Origin of the sequence: Xanthomonas sp. WHRI 6106, assembly GCF_040202405.1 — a bacterium.
GTDB lineage: Bacteria > Pseudomonadota > Gammaproteobacteria > Xanthomonadales > Xanthomonadaceae > Xanthomonas > Xanthomonas cannabis.
The window spans coordinates 216,660-236,072 of sequence record NZ_JBEGFC010000007.1 but is presented as its reverse complement, the minus strand read 5'-3'; the positions used below and the strand labels follow the sequence as shown (position 1 = coordinate 236,072).

Genomic DNA, 19,413 nt, shown 5'->3' with positions numbered 1-19,413 from the left:
CTTCTTCACGTCCAATCTCCTTCGGTTAGGGAATTGGACTCCAAACTGGCGTGCTACTCAAAATTGGGGGGACGTCGCGTTATTTTCGCGAACGATCAGAAGCCTTTGTGAGCGCCCCAGGTCGAAGGCGAATGTTTGATGAGCTCGTTGAGTGGAACAACCAGTTGTCTAAGGCCGACGATGAGCTCTCTCTTGTTGTTGCACCCGCAGCGGATCGAGCAGGACTCACGCCTGACCTGCAAGACAAATTATTCAGCGAGCTTCTTGAGCGGGCGCAGCATGATCTCTGACAATTCATTCAAGCCGACTCTGCTTCGCGGCGCCACTTAACTCAGACGTAAGACCGCACTAATGCCGTCCCACAATCTCAAACTATTCGCCGACTACTTCCAGTTCTACCTGCAGGATGAAGGGGCCAGCGGCGACCTCTCGGATGCATGGAGCCCTGCCGCCACTCAGCGCATGTTTGCTGTATCAACGGGAGTAGTTGGTATCGGTACCGCTCGCAACATGGACGTGCCAGTGACACTTGAGTTCTTGGACTCAGAGCCGCCCGCTGACCTTGCTGACTTCGACCATGTCGTAGAGGGTTCACTAGTGGTCACAAGCGGTCCGCTCGTGGTTGCCGGCTGCACAGACTATTTCCCGGACGCGGCACGCTTTGATCTTGAGCCAGGCACGTATAGAGTGAGACTCTCCTCCTCCGGCTTAAGTTCACTGTCGGAGGATGGGCTTGATGGCCAAGATCACTACCGTCTGCAGCTATGGCAAGCTTCGCTCGTTCAGCCAATCGTCCTCAAACAGGGTGCGGTCTGACAATTCGTTCAACCCGACGCCGCTTCGCGGGTCGTCTTAATTCAGGCGTTAGGCCGACATGAAACGTATGCTGCGAGTCGGACTTTGCATGGTGGGCGCCTGGATCATGGCCGCGGCCCTGTCGCTCGGCACGTACTTTGCTTATTGGCCATCCCGCTGGAACATAACGACTCCAGACACCTCTCTTTGGATTGGCCTTTCAGGTGTATCTTTCACAAGTCTTCTGCCAATACTCACGTTGGGTGGCTTGAGTATTCGCAAGATTCCAAATCCAGCCACATGCGCTTTTATTCCCACTGCCTGGCTGTTGGCAATCTGCGTTATTCGCATATCCAAGCCATGGCGCTACTATGGTGCCTTCCCCGCCTGGATGCTCTACGGGGACTTCCTTCAACCTCTCCCCGTGGCCTTGGCGTGCGGCTTAACTTTCGGCTTGCTAGCCCGTCGTCTAGTGGGCCCTAACATTTCATTCAAGCCGATGCCGCTTCGCGGCATGGCTTGACTCATACGTTAGCTCCCAGAAGTGCATCGGTCTATACTGCCCCTATGAGCAAGCCCAGACCCGATTTCCTCAAGCTCTCCATAGCCGAGCGTATCCAGCTTGCGGAAGACATTTGGGACAGTATTGCTGCTGAGAGTCCGGAGTCTGCGACGTTGACACCTGCCCAGCTCCAGGCAGTGCAGGCTCGGTTGCAAGAGCATGACCTGGATCCGGCGACTGCGGTGCCCTGGGATCAGGTCCGCGCTGATCTTTTCCAGCGCAATCACTAATGCGTGTCTTATTTCGGCCTCAAGCCAGGACTGAGGCTCTTGAGGCGCAGGCCTGGTATGAGTCCCGCGCTGCTGGACTTGGCTTGGAATTTGCTCGGGCCTTGGATGCTACTGTGGCCGCAGCTGTAAGAAGCCCAGAGACGTTCGAGGCTGTTGCCGGTAGCTGTCAGCGGGTTTTGTTGCGCAGGTTTCCGTTCTCACTGGTTTATCGGGTTCACGGTGATGAGTTTCTTGTCGTTGCGGTGTTCCATCATCGGCGTGATCCATCAGCACTGGTCCGTCGCGCTGGAGGCTAACAATTCGTTCAAGCCAGACCCACCTTGCGGAATGGCTTGTTGAGGCGTCAGGGCGCATATGAAGATTACTTGGCGAGAGCTGAGAGTAGACCTTTCAGGCCAGTCACCTGATGTCCTGATGACCGAGTAGCGCTGGCTTGTCTCTGAGGCTAAGTCGCTTTGGATGGTTTCAACCGCAGGCCTCTAGTTTTAGTTGGTACGGAAATGCGAGGAATCGACACCGGGAAAACCCTTGGTGAGGCCTAAGTTTATCGAGGCCCGGCCGCCGGGCAGTTGACATCCCAACAAACACGCAGCAATCTCTTCCTCAAGGAGCGTAGAAACTCCTAAGACAGCGGTACCCACCTCCGAAATCCTGGTGGGTTTTTTGTGCCTGCAGTTTCCTGCTGGCGCAGCCGACGCGATGCTCTGCGTCGGGAGGGCGGCCAATACAACACCCGCAAGGGGAATACGCCCGCCGTCTGTCTTCGGTTTCTAACCTCCCGACATCCCGTCGCCGCCCGGCGACGGGGCCTGTTGGTCAAGGAGGGCTTTGCCATGCGTCGATCCCCATCCCCACCCCGTCCTACATCGGCGCGCAAGCGCGCCACGGTGCCGCCGCCTACCGAGATCGGCTGGCGCACGCTCGACCCTTCGATTCCGCCACGGGTGTACGCCGAGCGCACGCCAATCCCCGAGCCACGCGGCGAACCCCGCACGCCGCGGCCATGGCATCCACGCGCCCCGCACCACTGCACCATCGGCTGTGGCTACTACCCGGCCAGCAACCACCGCATCCCCACCCTGCGCTTGCGCGGACGTTGGCTGGAACAACTGGGCTTTGCCATCGGCAGCAAGGTGCAGATCCGCCTGCGCGACGGCGAGCTGGTCGTCAGTGTGGTACCTACGGATTAACTAGGCGTGCCGTGCACGTAACGCAGGCGTACATGCTCTACATTCAACGCATCGCGTGTGTCCCGCATCATGCACACTCGCCGCTAAGCACTGAGAAATCGATAGCATCCACGGTGCGTGGTGTAACCAAGTACGTTCCGGCTGCGGTGGCGGCGTTGAATGGTCATTCGACCCAGGCCGCGCTGACATTTCAGTTTGTCCGGATCTTGCCTACCACACTTTCCCTCACGCCATACCGCCAAGGACAGCATGTTCTCCATCTTCAAGAAGAAAGCCCCCGCATTACTGAGTGTTCAAGCCAATGGACGCGAGCTGTTTCGGATCAGCCAAAGCGATCTTCCGTGCGAGATCAAACCGTGTGTGTGGTTGGAAGCCGATAGCATCCTAGAGTTTGTCGATTCGACAGGAGACGTGCACCGACATGAACTCGGTGCCGCATCTGGGTGGTTCCACTTTTCCATTCGGGTGCATGCCAACCTGGGTTGCCAGGCGGACTGCGTCATTTCCCAGACCGAGCAGCTCGACCCCGATGCGTTTGCCACGGGCAAGGCAGCGGGGATCCGGTTTCAGCCGTTCTTCCTGCCGGGTGCGGCCATTTCCAACGCGGCCCTTGCAGGCAAGGGGCTGTTTGCGAGGGGGCTGCATTTCAGCGGGCTTGTCACCAACAGCAACGTGCTGCTTTCCTGCGAGTGCGAGCACTGCAAGCGCTCGTTCCTGATCCGCTCCTACCATGCCGGCTTCAGCGAGGCGGGTTACTTCTATTCCGGGTCCGGCAGCTACACCATCACCGTCGACAGCCAGTTGCCCGGCAGCCCCGCAGCGCTGTCCGAGCCCGATGCCCAGGCGCTTGCTGCGCTGGAACAGGCACTGCCCTTGGCGCCGGACGGGTCCAGCTACGCCTACCTCAATCCGTTTCGCTGCCCGCATTGTTCCGAGCCTTACATCGACTTTGAGGGGAACCCGGGGTTGCGGCAGAACGAGTACTACGGGAATTACTTCGCCGGTTCCACGTTGTTACGCTACGTCCCTGAGCCTGTTTAGCGTCAGTGGGCTGAGCCATGTCGCTTCAGCCGGTTCGCGTGCCTACTGAGGGATGCTTGCTCCGCGCTAAAATCAATGATGAACGCTAGATTTCTTCTGATTGCCCTGCAGCTTGGTACCTCTGCATCGGCGCAGGATGTTTCGCCGGCCACGTCGCGTGAAGTTGGTGAGCTTTTCAAGGTCCTTGCGCAATCCAATTGCGAGTTCTCGCGCAATGGGTCGTGGTACGCGGCGCCGAAAGCCAGCGAACATTTGCAGCGCAAGTATGCGTACCTGCAGAAGAAGGGGCTGGTGACCTCCACCGAGTCATTCATCGAACTTGCCGCTACCAAGAGCAGCATGTCGGGCACGCCATATCAGGTGCGTTGCGGCAACGTTGCGCCGGTATCCAGCCAATCCTGGTTCACTGGCAAGCTGCGAGAGTTGCGCAAGTAATCGGCAGGCGTCAGCATCAGGCCTGCGCTGCAGCATCTGCGTTGCAGGCTCGCCTGCTGTAGGCGCTGGCAACTACTACTGGATCGCTTCTGTGGACCGGCCGGCCGAAATCGCTGGTTGCATCGATCGGCGCTGGAAAGGCCGGCGTCAGCACCGGCGATCGGGCAAGATCAGCCGCGGCACTATCGCGCGCCAACGAGAGGCCAGCGTTGATCAGGCAACGCGTAGCCTTTGCACGACAGCAGCGCGGCCATCGAAGCCATCCGCCACAAACGCACTCACCGCATCTTGCAGCCGCGCGGCATGGTCGCCCATGGCGCGCGCGGCGGCGCTGGCGTCCTGCATGCGGGTGACGCCGTCGCGCATGTCGGTGTCAACGCCGGTAAGGGTGTGATGCACCTGCGCGATGCTGCCGGCTTCCTGTTGCGAGGCCAGCGCGATCTTGCTGAGCGTGCCGCTGACCTGGCCGATGGTGGCGACGATGTGCTGCATGCCTTCGCCTGCGTGGCGGACTTGTTGCACACCCGCTTGCATCTGCGTGACCGATTCGCCGATGAGTGTCTTGATCTGGCTGGCCGCAGTGGACGAGCGTAGCGCCAGCGCGCGCACTTCGCTGGCGACGACCGCAAAGCCGCGGCCTTCATCGCCAGCGCGTGCAGCTTCGACGGCGGCATTCAGAGCCAGGATATTGGTCTGGAAGGCGATGCTGTCGATGACCGAGACGATGTCCTGGATGCGAAGCGAGGCCTGCTCCATCTGCTGCATGGTGCCCATCGCCTGCTGCATGGTGTGGCCACCGCTGCGTGCGGCCTCGGATGCGGCAGCGGTAAGTTTGTCGGCGTCTGCGGCCTGCGCGGTGTGCTGCTGCATGGTGCCGAGCACGGCCTGTACCTGGGTGGCGGTGCGGCCCAAGGTGGCCGACTGCCGCTGCACTTGCTGCTCCAACGCATCGTTGCGGGTGAGGATGTGGCCGGCAGCGTCATTGATGGCGGTACTGGAGCTGCGAATCTGCGCAATGATGCGGGCGAGTTCGTCGGCGGTGGCATTGGCATCGCGCTTCATCTGTTCGAACACGCCGTCGCACTGGCGATCGATGCGTTGCGAGAGATCGCCGCGCGACATTGCGGCCAGCATCTGGCGCATGTCCTGCAGGCTGTCGTCGGTGATGGCGAGAAATTGATTCACTCCATCGGCCAGCTGGCCGAGCGTGCCGCCCTTGGCGTGGCCCTGCAGACGAGCGCCGAGCTCGCCACGCGTGGCGTGTGCAATGACGGTGGCCAACTGTTCTTCCAGCGCCAGCTCCTGGGTGCGGTCTTGCCACTCCACCACCACGCCCAGCGAAGCGCCGTCGTGATCGCGGACGGGGGTGATGTTTTCCTGCAGCTGCAACGCTGCCAGCGCGCGCGTTCTGCTGGTGCCGGCGTCATGCCGCAACTGCACGGCATCGGCAAGCGCGGCGTGCAGCACGTTGCTGTCGACCTGCGTGCTCAGTTGCTGGAACGATTGATTGCGGTAGATGGCGGTGCCCTGCCCGTCGACGATTGCCACGGCCATGGCCGACGCATCCAGGGCCAGACGGATGCGTCGGTTTTCCAGCAGCAGGTGCTGTTGCTGTGCGATGCGCTCTTCCACCTGCACGCTCATGCGCACCAGCGCCTGCGCCAGCGAGCCGCTGCGGAAGGTCTGCCGCAGGATCGCCGGCGGCAAGGTGGCGCCGGCTGCCAGCGTGTCGGCCAGTTCGGCCAGCGCTTCGGCTTCGTGATCGAGCGCATCGACCTGGCGCCGCAACTGGACCGCCATGACGCAGACGAAGGCGGTTTCCACGATCACATAGCCGGCGTGCAACACCACGATGCCGAAGCCGCTGCCCACGGTGAACGCCTGCACCGGCATGCCGCGCGATTGCAGCCAATAGAAGGCCAGGTGATGCACGGCGATGGCGCCGGCGGCGACCACCACCGGCAGCCAGTCGCGGTAATAGAGCAGCAGCGCCAGGATCACGAAGACGCCGAAGTGCATTTCCACCAGGCCATGCGCTTGCTGGATGGTGGCCGCGACCAGGGCCATCAGCACCAGCGCGTTGGTAATGCGGGTCAGGCGCGTGCCGGGGTTGGCGTGCACTTGCCAGGCCATCAGCACCAGGCTGGGCAGCGTCACTGCCAGGAACGTGGTCAACTGGCCCTGGCTCCACGCCAGTGCCAGCGAGCCGGCGCCTTGCAGCACGGCAAGCCACAGAAACAGACGGTCGGCCTTGATCGCCAGGCGCGTGGCGTAGTTGGAGCTCGGTGGCACCGATGCGGGCAGCTCAATCATGACAGCGACTCCACGGCACACGGACAAGGGAAGGCCAACGCGGCACTCGGGGTACGCGCCAGCACGTTGGGAAGCCAACGCGACCAATCAGCCGCGCCGGCCGTGCCGCACACGGCACCGCCATCGGCCGGGCCGGCGTAGCGCGGTTGGCCGTCAGCACCGAGCAACCACACCGAATAGTCGCTACCGCGCAGTGCGGGGCTGTCGAGCAGGCGCACCTGGCCGCCGCGGGCCCGCACTGCGCTGCTGAGCATGGCCCAGGCGCGATCGCTCGCCAGATCCGCGCAGGCGCAGGCACCTGCGACGCCGATCAGCATCGGCCCCGGCTGGGCCGCTGGCAGGCTGGCCTGGACCTGCGCCCAGGCGCTGGCCAGATCACCTGCGTGCGCGCGAGGCGTTGTCCACGCCACCGCGATCCAGCCACACCACAGCGCGAGCAGGGCGGCGCCCAGGGTGCGTCGGGATGCAGGAGAGATGCTGCCGAACAAGGGCATGGCGCAGTTTCGCGAGAGAAGGTGAGCCCTTATCGGATGCGGCCTGCTGCGCTTGAGGCGGCTTGCGATTGAAATTTGTGATGGCGGCGATAGCCAAGGACGTTTTTATTGCGGGGCAAGGTTCTATGAGCTACCGGCACTAGTTGCACGCCGCGCTGCGTTTAGCCAAACCGGGTATTTGTGAGCGCGCCTTCACGTTTGCGGCGGCGGGGGATGGCGGGGCATCGTGTCGCCGGTGACACGATGCCCTCACGCGCTGACCCGCGTTGGTCAGCGGCTGGGAAAGCGGCATCGGAAACTTGCAAGCTGTAGCAGAGGCTGCCCAGCGCAAGCTCATCGATCGCCGGGCCGCCTATCCAGCACACCAGCCAGTGGTTGTTGCGCTGTCAGCCCGGCGACCGGTAATCGACCGGGCGCCTAGCGCATCTGTGCACTTGAGGCGTCCCAGCGTGCGCGCTCCACCCCAGACACGGCTGCGCCTACGCCATCGCTTCTTCGGGATCCATTGCCACGAGCGCCTGTTGCGCGCGGTCGAAGCGCTCGCGGGCGGCGCGGATGCTGGCGTGGTGTTCGCCGGCCCAGTTGAGCAATTGCGAGACCGGGCCGAGCAGCGCGATGCCCAGCTTGGACAACGCATATTCCACGCTGGGCGGTTTGGTGGCGTAGACCTTGCGGGTGATCATGCCGTTGCGCTCGAGGTTGCGCAGGGTCTGGGTCAGCATGCGCTTGGAGATGTCCGGCACGGCGCGCTGGATGGCGCTGAACCGCGACGGCCCGGGAATCAGCGTCAACAGGATCAGCAAGGTCCACTTGTCACCGATCTGGTCGAGCACATCGCGCACGGGGCACTTGGTAGCGTCGAAGGGACCTTCAAGAGAAGGCGGCGGCGGGAACAAGGCAATCGCATTCACGGGGTATCTCTCGGTAACCAGGAGGAGGAAAACTGCCTCCTTGCGGAGGCCCGGCCGGCGCTGACACTATGCTGGCGGACAACACGGTCTAGATAGTAGACCAAATCTCTTATACAACCCTATCGGAGCACACCATGGCATCTGCATCCCCCCTGATTCTTGTCACCGGCTCCAGCGGGCAGCTGGGTGCGCTGGTTGTCGAAGCGCTGCTTGAACGCGTGCCCGCCAGCCGCATCGTAGCAACGGCCCGCGATACCGCGTCACTTGCCGAGTTCGCAAAACGCGACATCGCGGTGCGTCGGGCCGACTATGCAGACCCGCAGAGCCTGGATGCGGCCTTTGCCGGCGTTGGCCGGGTGTTGCTGGTGTCGTCCAACGCGGTGGGCGCGCGCGTGCCGCAGCATCGCAATGTGATCGAGGCGGCCAAGCGCGCCGGGGTGGACCTGCTTGCCTATACCAGTGTGTTGCATGCCGAGACCAGCACGCTGTCGCTGGCCGACGAGCACGTAGCCACCGAAGCGCTGCTGCGCGAGAGCGGCGTGCCGCATGTGCTGCTGCGCAACGGCTGGTACACCGAGAACTACACCGGCTCGATCGCGGCCGAAGTGGAGCACGGCGCGGTGATCGGCAGCTCCGGCGAGGGCAGGATCAGCGCCGCCACGCGTGCCGACTATGCAGCGGCAGCGGCAGCGGTGCTGGCCTCGGAGGCGCCGCAGGCCGGGCAGGTGTACGAACTGGCCGGCGATACCGCCTTCAACATGGCCGAGTATGCCGCCGAAGTGGCACAGCAGTCGGGCAAGCCGGTGGCCTACCACGACCTGCCGGAAGCCGATTACGCGGCGGCGCTGGTGCAGATCGGCCTGCCGGCCGGCTTCGCCCAGGTACTGGCGCAGTGCTCTGCGTCCTCACGCGGTGGCAGCCTGTTCGATGACAGCCACACCCTGAGCCGGCTGATCGGCCGCCCCACCACTCCGCTGCGCGATGCCGTGGCGGCGGCGCTGGCCGCACGCTGAGCAGCACCCGACGCCTTGCCCGCGCGGCAGGGCGTCGCTGCCGGCAGGCGCCCACGCGCCTGATCGCGCCTGGATGATCGGAGGCGGCCCCGCCCGCCTCGGCATCCATCAGCAGTCGATAAGCGTCCCGCCACGACAGACTCGGCACGCGGCACGTAGTGGGTGGGTGTGGTGAATGCGCCTGCGTCGGCTGATACGTCTTGGCGTGCTCGGTCGCGCATCCGGCAAGCGGGCCAGGCGTGGTGCTGTGGCGCGCGCCAATCGACCCCGCGCGCTCCGGCGGCCCGATCCTACCGCCCGCATCTGCGCAGACGCGCCCGCCTTGCAGCCGTCGCGCAATTGCCATCGCGCGGACACGCGGCTGACACAAGGCCCCGGGCCGCTGGCACCGGCGATGTCACCAAACTGACATCAAATCTAAATATAACTGTTCGCCATTGCCGCACCGTCAGGGATGACCGGGCGCCCTGGTGGGCACGTCGGCGCCGTGTTTGCCGCCCCCGCGGGGCGCACCGGCCCACATTGCCGCCGACCCGTTTCCCCTTGCACGAGCCGGACCAATGAAAAAACGCAATTTCGCCACCGTCCTGTGCGCGCTCAGCGCCACCGCCAGCGGCAGCACGCTGGCCGCCGAGCTGGAGCTGTACGTCGACCGCAAGACCAAGCAGATCTTCGCCGAGCCGGCGCCGGGCCGCGACAAGCTGGGCAAGTTCGTGCAAGTGGACGAGAACGGCAAGCTGCCGGCGTCGGCGATGCCCGCCGCCCCCGCACAGCCGCTGCCGCCTGCGCCGGGCGTCACCACGCCGGCCGATACCGCCGTTGCCCAGGCCGCCCCCGCCCCGGTTCCGGCGCCCGCACCGGCCAAGGCCAGCGATGCCGGCAAGAAGTGGTACGACAAGCTCAGCCTGCGTGGCTACACCCAGATCCGCTACAACCAGGGCATCGGTGGCGACGCGCAGGACCTGCGTGCGCCGGGCGACCGCTTCATCGGTAACGACCAGAGCCTGGGCATCCGGCGCGCGCGCCTGGTGCTCAGCGGCGATCTCAACGAGCACGTGTCACTGTATTTCCAGCCGGACTTTGCGAGCACGCCGGCCGGCACCAACACCACCAACTTCGCGCAGCTGCGCGATGCGTACGCCGACATCTTCTTCGACAAGAAGCGCGAGTACCGCGTGCGTGTGGGCCAGTCGAAGATGCCGTACGGCTGGGAAAACCTGCAGTCCAGCCAGAACCGCCTCACCCTGGACCGCGCCGACGCGCTCAACTCCGGCCTGCGCGACGAACGCGATATCGGTGCGGTGTTCTATTACAGCCCCACCGTGGCCAAGGGCCGCTTCCAGGACCTGATCAAATCCGGTCTGAAGGGCTCGGGCGACTACGGTGTGCTGGGCGCAGGCGTGTACAACGGCCAGGGCGCCAACCGCGCCGAGCGTAACGACAGCATGCATGCGGTGGTGCATGCCACCTACCCGTTCAAGTTCGCCAACGGGCAATACCTGGAAGTGGGCGCCGATGCGTATAGCGGGCGCTTTGTGCCGACCGCGGCGGCAGTGAACATCGGCGGGCGCAACTTCACTCCGGCCATCACCGACCCCAACGGCTACACCGACCAGCGCGTGGCCGCGCATGTCATCTACTACCCGCAGCCGTTCGGTCTGCAAGCCGAGTGGACGGTGGGACGCGGCCCGGAACTGGATGTGGAACAGCGCCGCATCCGCACCCGCTCGCTGAGCGGCGGCTACGTGCAGGCGATGTACAAGCACGATGGCAACTACGGCACCCTGCTGCCCTACCTCAAATGGCAGACCTACCGTGGCGGCTCCAAGTTCGATACCAACGCCCCGCGCATGCGCCTGGACGAAGTGGAAGCCGGTATCGAGTGGCAGCCGATGGACGCGCTGGAGCTGGTGTTCGCCTATTCGAAGATGAAGCGCACCGACGTCACCACCGCGCCGTACCCGGTGGTGGAAGGCGATCTGCTGCGGCTGCAGTTGCAGGTCAATTACTGATCCCTGCAACGCGATGGAAAACGAAAAAGCCCCCGCTTGCGGGGGCTTTTTTGTGCCGCTGGTCCCTAAGCCGACAACTCTCCACGCACGATCTGCGCGCCTGCGCTAAGCGCACTGAGTTTGCCACGCGCGACATGCCGGGCGAGCGGCGCCATGCCGCAGTTGGTGGACGGGTAGAGCTTGTCGGCATCGACAAAGCGCAGCGCCTTGCGCAAGGTCTCAGCCACTTCCTGCGGCGTTTCGATCGTGGTGCTTGCCACGTCGATGGCGCCGACCATCACCTTCTTGCCGCGCACCAGTTCGATCAGATCGATCGGCACGTGCGAGTTGTGGCACTCCAGCGAAATGATGTCGAGCGAGGATGTCTGCAGCTTGGGGAACGACTCCTCGTACTGGCGCCACTCCGAGCCCAGGGTCTGCTTCCAGTCGGTATTGGCCTTGATGCCGTAGCCGTAACAGATGTGCACGGCAGTCTCGCAGGTGAGCCCTTCCACCGCACGCTCCAGGGTGGCGACACCCCAGTCGTTGACCTCGTCGAAGAACACATTGAAGGCCGGCTCGTCGAACTGGATGATGTCCACGCCGGCCGCTTCCAGTTCCCTCGCTTCCTGGTTGAGGATCTTGGCAAATTCCCAGGCCAGTTTTTCGCGGCTCTTGTAGTGCGCGTCAAAGAGCGTATCGATCATGGTCATGGGACCCGGCAGCGCCCATTTGATGGGCTGGCGGGTTTGCTGGCGCAGGAATCTGGCATCGTCCACGAACACGGATTTGGGCCGGCTCACCGCGCCAACGACGGTCGGCACGCTCGCGTCGTAGCGGTCGCGAATCCTGACCGTTTCGCGCTTTTCGAAATCGACGCCGCTGAGGTGTTCGATGAAGGTGGTGACGAAATGCTGACGGGTCTGTTCGCCGTCGCTCACGATATCGATGCCGGCGTGTTGCTGTTCCTGCAGCGACAGCCGCAAGGCGTCCTGCTTGCCTTCGATCAGTGCGTCGTCCTGCAGTTTCCAGGGCGACCAGAGTGTTTCCGGCTGTGCCAGCCAGGACGGCTTGGGCAGGCTACCGGCGGTTGAGGTGGGGAGCAGCTTCGTCATGATGTTGGTGTCTTGTAGGCGTGGTGATCAGGAGGCGTGCCGGGAGGCCCATTGCGCGAGCAGGTTGCCGTAGGGCCGGATGAAGTGCTCCTGGGTGAACCTGCCCTGCGTGACAGCGAGGCGGCTGCGTTCTTCGCGGTCGTAGACGATCTGGGTGGACGAATAATCCTGGTGTTTCAGGCTGGGCTGATAGATCGCCCCCGCTGCGGAATTGGCGTTGTAGATTTCCGGCCGGTAGATCTTCTGGAAGGTTTCCATCGTGCTGATGGTGCCGATCAGCTCCAGGTTGCTGTAGTCGCTCAGCAGGTCGCCGACAAAGTAGAACGCCAAGGGCGCGACGCTGCCGGGCGGCATGAAATAGCGCACCTTCAGGCCCATTTTCGCGAAATACCGGTCCGTCAACGAACCCTCGTCCTGGCTGTATTCGATGCCCAGGATGGGGTGCTGGTTTCCGGTGCGGTGGTAGGTCCTGCTGCTGGAGACGCTGATGCAGATGACCGGTGGCTTGTCGAAGCGCGCGGTGTAGGCATCCGAGTGCAGGAACTGCTTGAACAGCGTGCCGTGCAGGCTGCCGAAATCCTCCGGGATGGCGAAGCCGGTGGCGTCCTGATTGTGTGCGGGCAGCAGGATGCTGAAATCGTAGTCGCGTACGTAGGACGAAAAATTGTTGCCCGCAATGCCGTCGATATGCGCGCCGGTGTGTTGGTCGACGATGGTGGGCTTCAGGATTTCGATCAACGGAAACGCATCGCCCGCTGCGTTGCTGTCGATGTGCATCTGGGCAGAGATGATCTCCAGCGCGACACCATAGCGGTCACGCGTGGGGTTGTCCCAGTGCGCCAGGTCGTTGAAGCGGTTGTTGATCATCGCCAATGTGTTGCGCAGGTTCTCCCGACGACGCTCGCCTCTGGCCAGGTTGGCGAAGTTGGTGGTGTTGCGCGTGTTGGCCGCGGGTTGATAGTCCTCGTCGAAGCGGAGGCTCTTGATGGTGAAGGTGAATTGCTGAGTCATTGCAACTGATGCCTTGATTCGTTGGGTGAGACGCGCGCTCTGCGGCGCGGCGGTGGGTGTCGGATGGATGCGCGCCCTGCCTTTGGATCAGCGGGCGGGCGCCAATGGCTCCTGCCGCAGATGACCGCCGTGGAGCGAATGCCGCTCAGGCGGCGGCCACCGTGGTTGCGGCGCCGGGGCTTGCGGGCCGCGTCAGTGCGATCAGTGGCAGTGCGCGCTGCACCGCCAGGCTGGCGCGCTCGGCCAGCGCCTCGTTGTGCACGCGGTAATCCAGAAAGTCGCGGTCGGTGGCGTAGACGCCCAGCGGCAACGTGCGTGCCTGGAAGAAGCTGAAAAGCGGCCGCAATTGGTGGTCGATCACAAGCGCGTGGCGTTCGCTGCCGCCGGTGGCCGCCAGCAGCACCGGGGTGTCGACCAGGGCATCCTGGTGGATGAAGTCGAAGAAATGCTTGAACAGCCCGGTAAACGAGCCGCGATACACCGGCGTGGCCACCACCAGCACGTCGGCCTGCTCCACGGCGGCAAGTTCCTGCTCTACCGTGTCATGCAGCTGCGAGCGCCACAGCGCGCCGGCAAAGTGCGGTGCCAGGGCGCCGAGTTCGACCAGATGCTGCTCACACCGCATCGCTTCGCCGATCAGGGCCATCAGGTGTTGCGCCAGGGCAGCGGCCTTGGAGGGGCGTTGCAGGCCACCGGAAACGGCAACGACGCGGAGCGGATGGGGCGGGTGTGCAGTCATGTGGGGTGACCTGAGCAGTGGGGAGGCGCGTGGCGCCGTCGGAAGTGGGGCCGCCCGTGAAGACATCTGGTTGCAGGCGTGTCCCGAAGTGGGCGAGCAACGACGATCCCGATGCTAGGGGTCGCATTCAATGAAGTAAAATGGTGTTATCTCAACAATCCATGAATTCGGATCATCTGAATGCTTGAACGCATCCATCTCACCATCGTCCAGCAGGTCGAGCAGCAAGGTTCATTGACCGCAGCGGCGGGCGTGTTGAACCTGACCCAGTCGGCGCTGAGCCACAGCATGAAAAAGCTGGAGCAGCAGTTGGGCACCGACATCTGGCTGCGCGAAGGGCGCAGCCTGCGCCTGACCCAGGCCGGCCAGTACCTGCTGGCGGTGGCGAACCGGGTGCTGCCGCAGCTGGATCTGGCCGAAGAGCGCCTGGGGCAGTTTGCGCAGGGCGAACGCGGTGCGCTGCGTATCGGCATGGAGTGCCATCCGTGCTACCAGTGGCTGCTCAAGCTGGTGGCGCCGTATCTGGCCACCTGGCCGGACGTGGATGTGGATGTGAAGCAGAAGTTCCAGTTCGGCGGCATCGGCGCGCTGTTCGGCTACGAGATCGATCTGCTGGTCACGCCGGACCCGTTGTTCAAGCCGGGGCTGCGGTTCGAACCGGTGTTCGACTACGAGCAGGTGCTGGTCGTGGCCAAGGGTCATGCCTTGGCATCGGCGGCCTACGTCAAACCGCAGCAGCTGACACGCGAGGTGCTCATCAGCTACCCGGTAGACCTGGAGCGGCTGGACATCTACAGCCAGTTCCTGCTGCCGGCCGGTGTCACGCCGCGGCGCCACAAGGCCATCGAAACCACCGACATCATGATGCAGATGGTGGCCAGCGGCCGCGGCGTGGCCGCCATGCCGCGCTGGCTGGTGGAGGAATACGCGGCCAGGATGGCCGTGGTGCCGGTGCGGCTGGGTGCGCGCGGCATCCCCAAGCAGATCTACCTGGGCGCACGCGAGGCCGATATCGCCGTCGACTATCTGCGCGCCTTTATCGAACTGGCGCGCCAGCCTGCCAATGCCACCGCTGACGCACCGGCGGCCACCTGATGCGCGCCACTGGCCTGTGCACGCCACCTGGGTTGCCCGGCGGCCACGTGCTGCATTGCTGCAGCGCGCCGCACTCTGGTGCGTTGATGAAGGTCATGCCGATACCCGGCCTTTTGTCATCAGTGCGGACATGCCTGCGCCACTCCATCAAAGAACGGAACGCCTGTTGATGCATCCAGCCACGCCCAGGCCCGCCAGCACACTGACCGATGCCTATTCGCTGGAGGTGGGCGCACACGATATTGCCGCGTTGTCTGCGGTGGCACCGCGGATCGTGCCTGGCACCCTCATTGCCATCCCGTCGCTGCCCGGCCAGGACGACGCGACGCGGCTGGCTGCCGCACAGCGGGTGCGCGGGCTTGGCTTTGCGCCCATGCCCCACCTGTCCGCGCGTCGCATCGCCTCGCTGGACGCGCTGCAGGCCTTTGTCAGGCGCGCCGTCGATGACGCCGGCGTTGCGCACTGCCTGGTGGTTGCAGGCGATCCGTCGTTACCGCTCGGGCCGTATCCGGACAGCCTGGCGCTGATCGCGACAGGCGTATTCGAGCGCGCAGGCATCAAGACCATTGCCGTGGCGGGACATCCGGAAGGACATCCGGCCATGCAGGCAGACGACCGATGGACGGTGCTGCAACGCAAGTGTCGCAGCATCGCCGAGCGCGGCATGGCACCCCTGATCGTCACCCAGTTCGCGTTCGATGCCGACCTGGTGCTGACCTGGTTGAACGCACTGCGCGCGCATGGCATCGAAGCTCCGGTACGCGTGGGCGTGCCTGGTCCTGCCGGCGTCGCGGTACTTGCGCGCTATGCCGCACGCTGCGGCGTGGGCGCAAGCGCAGCGATGCTGTCCAAGTACGGCATCTCGCTCGGCAAGCTGTTGGGGACCGCAGGGCCGGACCACTTTGTCGATCGCCTCGCGTCAGGTCTGAGGCCAGCGCACGGCGATGTGCGCCTGCACATGTTTCCGTTCGGCGGCATCGCACGGTCGCTCGCGTGGGCCGAGCACCACCGCTCCCGCATGGCGCTTCCCGCTGCCACCGATCTGCCGACGACCTAGGCAGAGGGTGCCCGCCCCCCGGTGGCGCGCACGCTTGCCGGTTCGGCGCTCAGCAGCCGCCCTGGGCGGCAGATTGATCGGCAAAAACAGGGCGAACGTGGGCGTGTCCGCGACCGGAATCACAGAACGTACTATTTGAGTCTGGTGTTTTTCTGCTGCACGCGTGAGGTGTTGCAGCGCACAGCAGGCTTGTCATACGCGCGGGGTATAACCATCGGCGAATCGCGGCGAGGGGGCGCTGCATCCGATGCCGTTGCTGCGTGCGATGGCATTGCATCCGCAACGTCCAAGGAGAGATGTCGCCATGCCCAAGCCCTCGTTGTTGTCCGTGATGTGCACCCTGTCGCTGGTCTCGCTACCGCTGGCGGCGGCCGAGCTGCAACCCAAACTGCTTGCCGGCCCACCGGAGGAATTCGCGCAGATGCGCGCGCCCGATCCGGCCGAATCGGCGATCCTGTCCAAGAGCGCCCTGTTGCCGGTGGAGCTGGCACCGGCCGGTAACGCCGCACGCTGGCAGGGCACGCTGCCGGTGGAAAACGGCCACCTGCGTTTCATGGTGCTGGCGGGCGACCAGGCATGGGACGCCGCCGTGGCGGCACCACGTGTTGCCGGCGCACGCGCCGCTGCCGCGCCGCAACTGCAGGCACAGCGCACATTGCTGGGCACGGCGGACAACGGCACCACCGGCATGCGCTACGCGGTGGACGCCGCGCAGAATGGCAACTGGTCATTGACCCTGCAATCGGCCTCGCCGGTGGCGCAGCGCGGGTATGTGCTGATGGAGGGCGATGCACGCACGCAGCTGGCCTCGTACCCGCGTGACCGCCAGCAGCTGGTGGGCAAGTCGCTGACGCTCAATGCGATGCTCAGCGGCAGCGATGCACGTGGCACCACCTTGCTCGCCGGCCAGGCGGGGCAGATCGACGACGCCAGCCTGCGGGTGATCGATCCGCAAGGCACGGTGCGTGTCCTGCCGATGGCCGACGACGGCGCGCACAACGATGGCGCTGCGGGCGACGGCGTGTATGGCGGGAGCTTCCAGCCAGGCCGCGAGGGCACCTGGATTGCGCAGGTCATCGTGCGCGGCCACGATCAGGCCGGGCAGCCGTTCGTGCGGACCAGCGAGCACGTGATGCCGGTGCTGGATACCTCGCTGCGCCTGCTGGGCAATGCGCTCAGCGCACGCGCGACCGACGGTACCCGGCTGACCCTGGCATTGCCGGTGGCGGCACGCGGAAATGCACCGTCGCACTATCGCGTGTTCGGCCAGGTCTGGGGCACCGATGCCAAGGGCAAGGACGTGCCGGTGGCGTGGATCGGCGGCATGCTCACGCCGCAGCAAGGGCAGCTGCCGCTGAGCCTGGACGAGCGCTGGATCGCACGCGCGGGTGCGCGCGCACCGTTCTCGCTGCGTGGGCTGCGCATCGAAGACCCGGACCATTACATCCCCTTGGTGCAGGCCGGCAGCTTGCCGTTGCAGCTGCCCGCATTGCGGCGCGCCAGCATCGCGCGGGCCACCGGCGGCATCGACGAAAGCATGCGCATGGGGCCGCGCCCGACCGCGCTGGCCAGCGCCACCGCGATGGCGCAGCCGCAGGCGGCCGGCTCGCAGCTGGTGCTGGTGCACGGCTACTGCTCCAACGGCGTGTGGCCGCAGGCGCAGTTCACCAATGCGTCCACGTTCCTGGACGCCAAGCAGAACCGCAGCAACGACCAGTTCGCACAGCGCATCGCGCAGTTCGCCAGCCAGTGGTCGTCGTTTTCCACGGTGGCGCACAGCCAGGGCGGCATGGCCGCGCTGCACCTGTACACCTACTACTGGAGCGGGCTGGATAACGCCAGCGGCGGCCGCGTGATGCAGTCGGTGGGCACGCCGTATCAAGGCACCAATCTATCCGGCGTCCTGGCCGCGGTGGGGTCGTGGTTCGGCGTGGGCTGCGGCACCAACTCGGACATGACCTACGACGGCGCCAAGGCCTGGCTGGCCGGCATTCCCGCCGATGCGCGCGCCAAGGTCAACTACTACACCACCTCGTTTGCCAAGACCAACTGGTATACCAACGACTACTGTAATGCGGCCTCGGACCTGGTGTTGAACGACCCGGAAGACGGCACCGTGGAGCAGGTCAACGCGCAGCTGCCCGGCGGCGTCAATCGTGGCCACACCACTGGCCAATGCCACACCACCGGCATGCGCGACCCGGCGCAGTACCTGGATGCCAACCGCAATGCGGTGATGAATGCGAATGCGGCCAGGTAGTGCGGTGTTCGCGGTACGCACGAAGATGGCCGGCGCGCGTGTCACCATTGCGGCATGCATGGGAGCACCGGTGCGTTGCTGCAAACAGAGCGGGCCACGAACAATCGCTGCCTGAAATCGAGATGGCCGGCATACAAGCCTCTCGATAGGGACACCAGCAAACGGCCTGCTGCGGTGTGCTGACCGATTGCGGAACCGTTGGCGGCACGGATGCCGCCAACGCAACTCCACGGACGGATTCACGGTGTGCCTCACCATCGGTGACGGCGCCGCATGTGCGACACACTGAGCCGCCAGCGTGCGGCGCAGTGTTCGAGCGGTCTTATGGGCCGATCCGAGCCGCTTCGGATGCCCATAGTTCTGCATCTGCACCCGCAGGGATGAACATCGGCGCGTCCAGGTCGGTGGCTGCGCGCCAGATCGCCTCGGCAACATCGATCGACTGGGTTCCCGGGCCAGTGGACGCGCTCATGCGTGCCATTGTCTGCTGCATAAACGGTCCATAGACCGCGTTGTCGAGACCACGCAGACCGGTGCGAGCGGTGGCACGGAATGCCGTCTCTCCGCACGAGCCTGGCGAGACGACCCGCACGCGAATGCCGAAGTCCTCCAGCTCGGTGGCCAGCGATTCGCTCAGCGCGTTCACCGCGGCCTTGGCTGCACGATAGGCACCGATCAGCGGAAGCGGCTTGAGCGTTGCGCTCGACGACACGTTGACGATGACCCCGGCGCGGCGCGCACGCATCTGAGGCAAGAGCGCCTGCGTCACTGCAAGCGTACCGAAGGTGTTGGTTTCGAACAGCTCGCGTACCGACTGCAGGCTTGCAAGTTCCAGCGGCATGGGCGCACCGAAGCCTGCGTTGTTGACGAGGACGTCGATCGTGCCTGCCGCAGCAACCGCGGCCTGGATGCTGTCGGTATCGGTGACATCGAGCTGCAATACCTTCAACCGGGGCGACGCCGGAAACAGGTCATCGCGTGGCGTGCGCATGGTGGCGACCACGCGCCAGTCGCGCTCCAGGAAATAGTTGGCGGTTGCCAGGCCAAAGCCCGACGAGCAGCCAGTGATGAGTACGGTTTGCATGAAGCACCCTCAGTGACGTGACGAGAGATGTACGTTAGGCTTCAAGAACCATACTTTCGATACCTGAAAGTATTTAA

Annotated in this window: 18 protein-coding genes; 11 read left to right on the top strand and 7 right to left on the bottom strand. The window is 64.4% G+C overall.

Features of this window, described 5'->3' with window-relative positions:
• Positions 1-351: 351 nt before the first annotated feature.
• The 6 genes from ABQZ09_RS12705 to ABQZ09_RS12690 all read left to right on the top strand — a co-directional run bounded on the left by ABQZ09_RS12705 (position 352) and on the right by ABQZ09_RS12690 (position 4,253).
• On the top strand, positions 352-816 hold the full coding sequence (locus tag ABQZ09_RS12705) for a hypothetical protein (protein WP_349777044.1): 465 nt from the start codon (positions 352-354) through the stop codon (positions 814-816).
• 546 nt (positions 817-1,362) lie between these two features.
• Entirely contained in the window at positions 1,363-1,587 is a 225-nt protein-coding gene (locus tag ABQZ09_RS19910) for an addiction module protein (protein WP_039414988.1), read from the top strand.
• Positions 1,587-1,883, top strand: a complete 297-nt coding sequence (locus tag ABQZ09_RS19905) for a type II toxin-antitoxin system RelE/ParE family toxin (RefSeq protein ID WP_503019063.1) — start codon at positions 1,587-1,589, stop codon at positions 1,881-1,883. The genes ABQZ09_RS19910 and ABQZ09_RS19905 overlap by 1 nt, the downstream gene beginning before the upstream one ends.
• 537 nt (positions 1,884-2,420) lie before the next feature.
• Complete coding sequence (locus ABQZ09_RS12700; RefSeq protein ID WP_349777043.1) at positions 2,421-2,777, top strand: SymE family type I addiction module toxin; 357 nt, start codon at positions 2,421-2,423, stop codon at positions 2,775-2,777.
• Positions 2,778-3,026: 249 nt separating this feature from the next.
• Positions 3,027-3,818 (top strand): hypothetical protein, encoded by a 792-nt coding sequence (locus ABQZ09_RS12695; RefSeq protein ID WP_349777042.1) that lies wholly within the window; start codon positions 3,027-3,029, stop codon positions 3,816-3,818.
• A gap of 78 nt (positions 3,819-3,896) precedes the next feature.
• Positions 3,897-4,253 (top strand): YfeK family protein, encoded by a 357-nt coding sequence (locus ABQZ09_RS12690; protein WP_349777041.1) that lies wholly within the window; start codon positions 3,897-3,899, stop codon positions 4,251-4,253.
• A 213-nt stretch (positions 4,254-4,466) separates the two neighbouring features.
• Here the strand turns inward: ABQZ09_RS12690 and ABQZ09_RS12685 are convergent, their stop codons facing one another.
• The 3 genes from ABQZ09_RS12685 to ABQZ09_RS12675 all read right to left on the bottom strand — a co-directional run bounded on the left by ABQZ09_RS12685 (position 4,467) and on the right by ABQZ09_RS12675 (position 7,971).
• A complete protein-coding gene (locus tag ABQZ09_RS12685) occupies positions 4,467-6,566 on the bottom strand; it encodes a methyl-accepting chemotaxis protein (protein WP_349777040.1) in 2,100 nt (699 codons plus the stop codon).
• The gene (locus ABQZ09_RS12680) at positions 6,563-7,060 is read right to left on the bottom strand and encodes a hypothetical protein (RefSeq protein WP_349777039.1); all 498 of its coding nucleotides are present in this window, start codon (positions 7,058-7,060) and stop codon (positions 6,563-6,565) included. Before ABQZ09_RS12680 ends, ABQZ09_RS12685 begins: the two co-directional genes overlap by 4 nt.
• Before the next feature lie 479 nt (positions 7,061-7,539).
• Entirely contained in the window at positions 7,540-7,971 is a 432-nt protein-coding gene (locus ABQZ09_RS12675; RefSeq protein WP_228313349.1) for a winged helix-turn-helix transcriptional regulator, read from the bottom strand.
• A gap of 134 nt (positions 7,972-8,105) precedes the next feature.
• Between ABQZ09_RS12675 and ABQZ09_RS12670 the strand changes: the two genes are divergently transcribed.
• Entirely contained in the window at positions 8,106-8,984 is an 879-nt protein-coding gene (locus tag ABQZ09_RS12670; protein ID WP_349777038.1) for an SDR family oxidoreductase, read from the top strand.
• Between the two features lie 560 nt (positions 8,985-9,544).
• Positions 9,545-10,996, top strand: coding sequence for an OprO/OprP family phosphate-selective porin (locus ABQZ09_RS12665; protein WP_349777037.1), 1,452 nt, complete (start codon positions 9,545-9,547; stop codon positions 10,994-10,996).
• A 65-nt stretch (positions 10,997-11,061) separates the two neighbouring features.
• On the opposite strand, the gene ABQZ09_RS12660 is transcribed toward ABQZ09_RS12665, so the two are convergent.
• The 3 genes from ABQZ09_RS12660 to msuE form a co-directional block, all read right to left on the bottom strand.
• Entirely contained in the window at positions 11,062-12,090 is a 1,029-nt protein-coding gene (locus ABQZ09_RS12660) for a methionine synthase (protein ID WP_039411004.1), read from the bottom strand.
• 27 nt (positions 12,091-12,117) lie between these two features.
• Positions 12,118-13,101: a DUF1852 domain-containing protein gene (locus tag ABQZ09_RS12655; protein WP_349777036.1), complete on the bottom strand. Its 984-nt coding sequence runs from the start codon at positions 13,099-13,101 to the stop codon at positions 12,118-12,120.
• Positions 13,102-13,246: 145 nt separating this feature from the next.
• Complete coding sequence (gene msuE, locus ABQZ09_RS12650) at positions 13,247-13,840, bottom strand: FMN reductase (protein ID WP_349777035.1); 594 nt, start codon at positions 13,838-13,840, stop codon at positions 13,247-13,249.
• A gap of 180 nt (positions 13,841-14,020) precedes the next feature.
• Between msuE and ABQZ09_RS12645 the strand changes: the two genes are divergently transcribed.
• The 3 genes from ABQZ09_RS12645 (at position 14,021) to ABQZ09_RS12635 (ending at position 18,252) form a co-directional block, all read left to right on the top strand.
• Entirely contained in the window at positions 14,021-14,935 is a 915-nt protein-coding gene (locus tag ABQZ09_RS12645) for a LysR family transcriptional regulator (RefSeq protein WP_039565700.1), read from the top strand.
• A 166-nt stretch (positions 14,936-15,101) separates the two neighbouring features.
• On the top strand, positions 15,102-15,992 hold the full coding sequence (locus ABQZ09_RS12640) for a methylenetetrahydrofolate reductase (RefSeq protein ID WP_349777034.1): 891 nt from the start codon (positions 15,102-15,104) through the stop codon (positions 15,990-15,992).
• Between the two features lie 304 nt (positions 15,993-16,296).
• Positions 16,297-18,252: a choice-of-anchor X domain-containing protein gene (locus ABQZ09_RS12635; RefSeq protein WP_228334597.1), complete on the top strand. Its 1,956-nt coding sequence runs from the start codon at positions 16,297-16,299 to the stop codon at positions 18,250-18,252.
• A 322-nt stretch (positions 18,253-18,574) separates the two neighbouring features.
• Here ABQZ09_RS12635 and ABQZ09_RS12630 read toward each other — a convergent pair whose 3' ends face one another.
• Positions 18,575-19,336, bottom strand: coding sequence for an SDR family oxidoreductase (locus ABQZ09_RS12630; RefSeq protein WP_228313586.1), 762 nt, complete (start codon positions 19,334-19,336; stop codon positions 18,575-18,577).
• Between the last annotated feature and the right edge of the window lie 77 nt (positions 19,337-19,413).

Bases quoted from the DNA above. Each gene is read 5' to 3' on its own strand.
- ABQZ09_RS12695 (WP_349777042.1), top strand. From the start codon at position 3,027: ATGTTCTCCATCTTCAAGAAGAAAGCCCCCGCATTACTGAGTGTTCAA.
- ABQZ09_RS12700 (WP_349777043.1), top strand. From the start codon at position 2,421: ATGCGTCGATCCCCATCCCCACCCCGTCCTACATCGGCGCGCAAGCGC.
- ABQZ09_RS19910 (WP_039414988.1), top strand. From the start codon at position 1,363: ATGAGCAAGCCCAGACCCGATTTCCTCAAGCTCTCCATAGCCGAGCGT.
- ABQZ09_RS19905 (WP_503019063.1), top strand. From the start codon at position 1,587: ATGCGTGTCTTATTTCGGCCTCAAGCCAGGACTGAGGCTCTTGAGGCG.
- ABQZ09_RS12680 (WP_349777039.1), bottom strand. From the start codon at position 7,060: ATGCCCTTGTTCGGCAGCATCTCTCCTGCATCCCGACGCACCCTGGGC.
- ABQZ09_RS12690 (WP_349777041.1), top strand. From the start codon at position 3,897: ATGAACGCTAGATTTCTTCTGATTGCCCTGCAGCTTGGTACCTCTGCA.
- ABQZ09_RS12655 (WP_349777036.1), bottom strand. From the start codon at position 13,101: ATGACTCAGCAATTCACCTTCACCATCAAGAGCCTCCGCTTCGACGAG.
- ABQZ09_RS12665 (WP_349777037.1), top strand. From the start codon at position 9,545: ATGAAAAAACGCAATTTCGCCACCGTCCTGTGCGCGCTCAGCGCCACC.
- ABQZ09_RS12660 (WP_039411004.1), bottom strand. From the start codon at position 12,090: ATGACGAAGCTGCTCCCCACCTCAACCGCCGGTAGCCTGCCCAAGCCG.
- ABQZ09_RS12685 (WP_349777040.1), bottom strand. From the start codon at position 6,566: ATGATTGAGCTGCCCGCATCGGTGCCACCGAGCTCCAACTACGCCACG.
- ABQZ09_RS12645 (WP_039565700.1), top strand. From the start codon at position 14,021: ATGCTTGAACGCATCCATCTCACCATCGTCCAGCAGGTCGAGCAGCAA.
- ABQZ09_RS12705 (WP_349777044.1), top strand. From the start codon at position 352: ATGCCGTCCCACAATCTCAAACTATTCGCCGACTACTTCCAGTTCTAC.
- ABQZ09_RS12670 (WP_349777038.1), top strand. From the start codon at position 8,106: ATGGCATCTGCATCCCCCCTGATTCTTGTCACCGGCTCCAGCGGGCAG.
- ABQZ09_RS12635 (WP_228334597.1), top strand. From the start codon at position 16,297: ATGCCCAAGCCCTCGTTGTTGTCCGTGATGTGCACCCTGTCGCTGGTC.
- ABQZ09_RS12630 (WP_228313586.1), bottom strand. From the start codon at position 19,336: ATGCAAACCGTACTCATCACTGGCTGCTCGTCGGGCTTTGGCCTGGCA.
- msuE (WP_349777035.1), bottom strand. From the start codon at position 13,840: ATGACTGCACACCCGCCCCATCCGCTCCGCGTCGTTGCCGTTTCCGGT.